Genomic DNA, 6,000 nt, shown 5'->3' on the forward strand with positions numbered 1-6,000 from the left:
ATTGGCACCCGGGGAGGGCACGCGAGTAGGTTCGATGCAGCAGGAAACCCACAGATGAGGGGACGCTCGTGCGCATCGTTGTGCCCAAGGAAACCCGACCCGGCGAGTCCCGGGTCGCCGCGACGCCCAGGACGGTCGAGCAGCTGATCAAGCTCGGTTACGACGTGGCCGTCGAGACCGGAGCCGGGCGCGCCTCGGCCTACGAGGACAGCGCCTATACCGCTGCCGGAGCGGCGATCGTGCCGCCCGAGCAGGCGTATGCCGGCGACATCGTCTTCAAGATCAACGCGCCGGACGCGGAGGAGATCGAGCGGTTGCGCTCCGGTCAGATCCTGATGTCGCTGATGGCGCCGGCGCTCAATCCCGAGCTCGTGGAAGCGTTGCGCGCCAAGGGCGTTACGGCGATGGCGATGGACGCCGTGCCGCGCATCTCGCGCGCGCAGGCCCTCGACGTGCTGTCGTCGATGGCCAACCTCGGCGGCTACCGCGCCATCATCGAGGCGGCCAACGAATACGGCGGCATGTTCACCGGGCAGGTCACGGCGGCCGGCAAGATGCCGCCGGCGACCGTGCTCGTCGTCGGCGCCGGCGTGGCCGGGCTCGCGGCGATCGGCACGGCCAACAGCCTCGGTGCTGTCGTCAAGGCGTTCGATGCCCGCCAGGAGGTCGCCGACCAGGTCGAGTCGATGGGCGGGCAGTTCTTGCGGCCCAACCTCGAGGGCCTCGACACCGGCCCGTCCGCCGACGGCTACGCCAAGGAGATGGGCGAGGAGTTCAACAAGCGGACCACCGAGATGTATCGCGAGGAGGTGCCGAAGGCCGACATCATCGTCACCACCGCGCTCATCCCCGGGCGTCCCGCGCCGCGGATCATCGACGAGGCCATGGTCGCCTCGATGAAGCCCGGCTCGGTCATCGTCGACATGGCAGCGTCGAATGGCGGCAATGTCGCTGGGGCACAAGCCGATCAGGTCGTAACAACGGCCAATGGCGTGAAGATTCTCGGCTACACCGACCTGCCCGGCCGCCTCCCGACCCAGGCCTCCCAGCTCTTCGGGCAGAACCTCGTCAACCTGATGAAGCTGGTCACCCCCGAGAAGGACGGCCAGGCCGTCCTCGACATGGACGACACCGTGGTGCGCGGTATGACCGTGGCGCAGGCCGGCGAGACCCTGTGGCCGCCGCCGCCCGTCCAGGTCTCGGCGGCGCCCGCGACCGCCCCGGCCGGAGGCGCCACCCCGGTCGCGGACAAGCCCGTCAAGAAGCCGATGAGCCAGCAACGCCGGTTCGGCCTGATCGTCGGGTTGGGCCTGCTGTTCGTGCTGTTGTCGGCGTGGATGCCAGGGGCGATCCTCGGCAACTTCCTCATCTTCATGTTGTCCGTCGTGATCGGGTTCTACGTCATCGGCAATGTGCACCACGCGCTGCATACCCCGTTGATGTCGGTCACCAACGCGATCAGCGGCATCATCGTCGTCGGCGCTCTGCTGCAGGTCGGCCACGGACACCTGTGGGTCTCGATCCTCGCCTTCCTCGGCGTGCTCGTCGCCAGTATCAACATCTTCGGTGGCTTCACCGTCACCGACCGAATGCTCGACATGTTCAAGCGGGAGGAGCCGGCCTGATGGACGTCTCGACGACCCTCGTGAGCGGCGCCTATCTGATCGCTGGTCTCTTCTTCATCCTCGCGCTGTCCGGGCTGTCCAAGCACGAGACCGCCCGCATGGGCAACCGCTACGGCATCGCCGGCATGGTGATCGCCCTCGTCGTGACGGTGCTGCTCGCCGGCGACCGCACCGACTGGAACGGACTCTTCTGGATCCTGCCGGCGATGGTCGTCGCGGCCGTGCTGGGCATGTCCGTCGCCCGCAAGGTCGAGATGACCCAGATGCCGGAGCTGATCGCCATCCTGCACAGCTTCGTCGGTCTGGCCGCGGTGCTCGTGGGCTGGAACTCCTCATACGAGGAGCACGCGGCGATCGCCTATCCGACGATTCACGACGTCGAGGTCTTCGTCGGCGTCTTCATCGGTGCGGTGACCTTCACCGGCTCGATCGTGGCCTACCTGAAACTGTCGGCGAAGATCAAGAGCGCCCCGAAGATGTTGCCGGCGCACAATCTGGTCAATCTCGGCATCATCGCTGTCTTCGTCGTCCTGACGATCATCTACTGCCTCGTCGACCCGGAGAACATGTTCCTGCGCCAGCTGCTCCTGGGCATCATGACGCTGCTCGCGCTCTTCCTCGGCTGGCACCTGGTCTCCTCGATCGGCGGCGGCGATATGCCGGTCGTGGTCTCGATGCTCAACAGCTATTCCGGATGGGCTGCCGCGGCTGCCGGCTTCCTGCTCAACAACGCGCTGCTCATCATCACCGGCGCGCTCGTCGGCTCCTCCGGTGCCTTCCTGTCCTACATCATGTGCAAGGGCATGAACCGCAACTTCCTTGCGGTCATCTCCGGCGGCTTCGGCGTCGAGGGCGGCACGGTGGCCTCCGACACCGACTACGGCGAGCACCGTGAGATCACTGCCGAGGGCGCCGCCGAACTGCTGCGCGAGGCCAAGTCCGTCGTCATCACGCCCGGATACGGCATGGCGACCGCCCAGGCGCAGCACGCCGTCGCCGAGATCACCAAGGTGTTGCGGGGCAAGGGCGTCAACGTGCGCTTCGGCATCCACCCGGTCGCCGGGCGCCTGCCGGGTCACATGAACGTGCTGCTCGCCGAGGCCAAGGTGCCCTATGACATCGTCCTGGAGATGGACGAGATCAACGACGACCTGGCCGACACCGATGTCGTGCTCGTCATCGGCGCCAATGACACAGTCAACCCGGCCGCGATGGACGACCCGAACTCCCCGATCGCCGGTATGCCGGTGCTGCACGTCTGGGAGGCCGGCGACGTGATCGTCTTCAAGCGTTCGATGGCCACCGGCTACGCCGGCGTCCAGAACCCGCTCTTCTTCAAGGAGAACACCCAGATGCTCTTCGGCGACGCCAAGGAGCGCGTCGAGGACATCCTCAAGGCCCTGTAACCCCGCCCCCCGCCGACCGCCCCGGTCGATAGGGCGCCGGCGGTCGGAACTTTTCCGCCCAGTGCCACTTCATAGCAGTGCGCCTCGCAACAGTTGCGAGGCGCACTGCTATGAAGCCACCCAGACGATCGGATGACCCACTCGGACGACCTCAGGCTGCGTCGAATTCCAAGGCTTGGCGAATCTTTGCAAGCAGTCGCACCGGCTTCTCGATGTCCTCCCAGGTCACCCGCACCACGCGGTAGCCCAGGGCTCGCAACGCATCCTCCCGGAGCTTTTCGCGCCACAGGACGCTCGACGCCCCGTCCGCATACTTCACTTTGCCGTCAACCTCGATGAGGACCTTTGTGCCCACAATCTGGAAGTCGGCTCGACCCACCAAACGACCCTTGTCGAAGATCTCCACCTGCGGTTGCACAGGTATGCCGTGGGTGAGGAAGTGGAACATGGCCCGCGACTCGGCCACCGACTCGCATTTCTGCTCGGCCATCTTGCCCATCGCCTTGGCTCGTCCAGCACGTGGCCAGTCGGTCATCTCCGCGATCGCATCGGCGAGGTCGGCGTCCGTCAACTTGCCTTCGTGCAGCGCGCTGTTGGCGCTCACGATGCCCACCTGGGTTCCGGCGTCGATCGCCAGTTCCACCAAGGCCGTGGCGAGAGGCACGGCCGCCCCGAAAGGCGTCATCACCGTGTCACGGGCGCGCCGGCGTACGATCACGCCCTGATTGCCCCGCCCGCGGTTGATCGGCCGCCTGATGACAGGCTTCGCCAGGGCGCAGCCCCACGTGGTGACCTCGTGCGCGATAACCCCGCTCATGCTGGCGAAGACCGCATCGGGATAGAGCAGCCTCGTCCCGTGCATCAACTGGCGATGGTTTGCGACTGAGTCCCCATCGATCATTTTGGTCGTTCGATAGAGACCACGCATCGGGTTGTCGATGACGTCCGCCCTCTTGAGTTCGACCAGCGTGCGCGCATCCACGCCGAGAAGCAGCGATTGCCGCGTCGTGAAGCACCCGTGCTGAGAGGCGGCCAAGTCCTTGATGTCGTCCGGAAGAGATTTCATGGTCCGGATCATTCGCGCCCGCAGGTGTCGTGGCCAGACCCGAGAAGACCCTTGTGGACAACCTTGGGTGGGTTCATAGCGGTACGCCTCGCGAATGTTGCGAGGCGCACCGGTATGAAGTGGCACTGGGCGGAAAAGTGCGGGTCGCCGCCCAGCCCCGCTACGTGGAGGTCATGGAGGGGAGGCCGGAGTCCTGCGGGTCGGTGCGGCCGGCGAGGCGGGAGTTCTTGTAGCTGTAGAGGAAGTAGATCAAGAAGCCGAGGGCCAGCCAGATCAGGAAGCGTAGCCAGGTCTCCACCGGCAGGGTGAGCATCAGGTAGCCGCAGATGGCCGCGGACAGCCACGGCAGGAAGGGGCTGAAGGGCACTTTGAAGGGGCGGTGGAAGTCGGGACGCCGCTTGCGCAGGACCGGCACGGCGATGGAGACCAGGAAGAACGCCGACAAGGTCCCGATGTTGATCATGTACTCCAGCTTGCCGACGGGCGTCAGTGCCGCGGTGAGGGCGATCAACGTCCCGAGCGCGACCGTGATCTTCAGCGGGGTGCCCGTCTTGGGATTGACCTTGCCGATGGAGGCCGGGAGCAGCCAGTCCCGGCTCATCGCGAACACCACACGGCTCGCGCCGATGATCAGCGTCATGACCACGGTGGTCAGACCGGCCACCGCGCCGGCCGAGATCAATGTGGCATAGCCGGGCCTGCCGACCTGCTCGAAGGCGCCGGCGAGTGAGCCGGCCGCCTCCAACTCGGTGTACTTGACCATGCCGGTCAGCACCAGCGCCGTGGCGCAATACAGGATCGTGCAGATGATGAGCGAGCCGATGATGCCGCGCGGCAGGTCGCGGGCGGGGTTCTTGGCCTCTTCGGCGGTGGTCGCGACGACGTCGAAACCGATGTAGGCGAAGAAGACCAGCGACGCACCGGCCATGATGCCCAGGGCCCCGAAGTGCGATGGGGTGTAGCCGAGCGCCCACTCGATCAAAGGCGACTCCATCGTCGACTTGCTCTCGCTCGCCTGCGCCGGCGGGATGAACGGGGAGTAGTTGTCCCGGTTGATGTAGCCGATACCGGCGAAGATGACGAACAGGACGATGAAGACCTTCAGGGCCACCAGAGCCATGTTGACCCGCATCGACTCCTTGATGCCGACGCTGACCAGGACCGTCAGGACGGCCACCAGCAAGAAGGCCGGCAGGTCGAAGCTGGAGCCGTAGCCGATCGATTCGGGGATCGTGATCCCGAGGTGATCGAGGAAGATCCCGAGGTAGGCCGACCAGCCCTGAGCCACGACGGAGGCCCCGAGCAGCAGCTCCAGCAGCAGGTCCCAGCCGATGATCCACGCGACGATCTCACCGAGGCTGGCGTACGAGAAGGTGTAAGCCGACCCGCTGACCGGGATCGCGGACGCGAATTCGGCATAGCAGAGCGCCGCCAAGCCACAACAGAGGGCCGCGATGATGAATGACAGGATGACGGCCGGTCCGGCGACCTGATTCGCGGCCCGGCCGGCCACGGTGAAGATGCCGGCGCCGATCACGACGCCCACGCCGAAGACGGTCAGGTCGAGAGCGGTCAGCTTCTTCTTCAGCTGGTACTCGGGTTCGTCACCTTCACGGATCGTCTGCTCGATGGACTTGGTCCGCATGACGCTCATCGGGTCACTCCTTCCGGTCGGTTTGGACAGGCGGTGAATCTGCCTGAACCTAGCGTGTTTTCGCGTGTCGTGCGTCACGCCGCCCGCAGATTGGTCGGGCCAGGGATCAGGGACGGTGTCAGGGCGGGGGCCGGAGCGTCGGGATCTCGTCGGTGTCGGCGTCGCGCTTCGCGCTCTTGGCGGTATGCCGCGCGCTCGCCGGCGGTGCGGCCGGCGGCGGAGCGGCGGTGGTCCTGTGGGTCGAGGTGG

4 protein-coding genes are annotated in these 6,000 nt (G+C 66.0%); 2 read left to right on the forward strand and 2 right to left on the reverse strand.

What is annotated here, in order from left to right; translation table 11 throughout:
- Positions 1-68: 68 nt before the first annotated feature.
- Together BN11_RS12620 and pntB are read left to right on the forward strand one after the other, a co-directional pair.
- On the forward strand, positions 69-1,625 hold the full coding sequence (locus BN11_RS12620; protein WP_048698227.1) for a Re/Si-specific NAD(P)(+) transhydrogenase subunit alpha: 1,557 nt from the start codon (positions 69-71) through the stop codon (positions 1,623-1,625).
- Positions 1,625-3,031 carry a Re/Si-specific NAD(P)(+) transhydrogenase subunit beta gene (gene pntB / locus BN11_RS12625; protein ID WP_048698230.1) on the forward strand — a complete coding sequence of 469 codons (1,407 nt, stop codon included), beginning with the start codon at positions 1,625-1,627 and terminating at the stop codon, positions 3,029-3,031. The genes BN11_RS12620 and pntB overlap by 1 nt, the downstream gene beginning before the upstream one ends.
- A 151-nt stretch (positions 3,032-3,182) precedes the next feature.
- Here the strand turns inward: pntB and BN11_RS12630 are convergent, their stop codons facing one another.
- Positions 3,183-4,097: a type IV toxin-antitoxin system AbiEi family antitoxin domain-containing protein gene (locus BN11_RS12630; protein ID WP_048698231.1), complete on the reverse strand. Its 915-nt coding sequence runs from the start codon at positions 4,095-4,097 to the stop codon at positions 3,183-3,185.
- Between the two features lie 160 nt (positions 4,098-4,257).
- Positions 4,258-5,751 (reverse strand): APC family permease, encoded by a 1,494-nt coding sequence (locus tag BN11_RS12635; RefSeq protein ID WP_048698233.1) that lies wholly within the window; start codon positions 5,749-5,751, stop codon positions 4,258-4,260.
- Between the last annotated feature and the right edge of the window lie 249 nt (positions 5,752-6,000).

This window comes from Nostocoides australiense Ben110 (genome assembly GCF_001050535.1).
Lineage (GTDB): Bacteria > Actinomycetota > Actinomycetes > Actinomycetales > Dermatophilaceae > Nostocoides_A > Nostocoides_A australiense.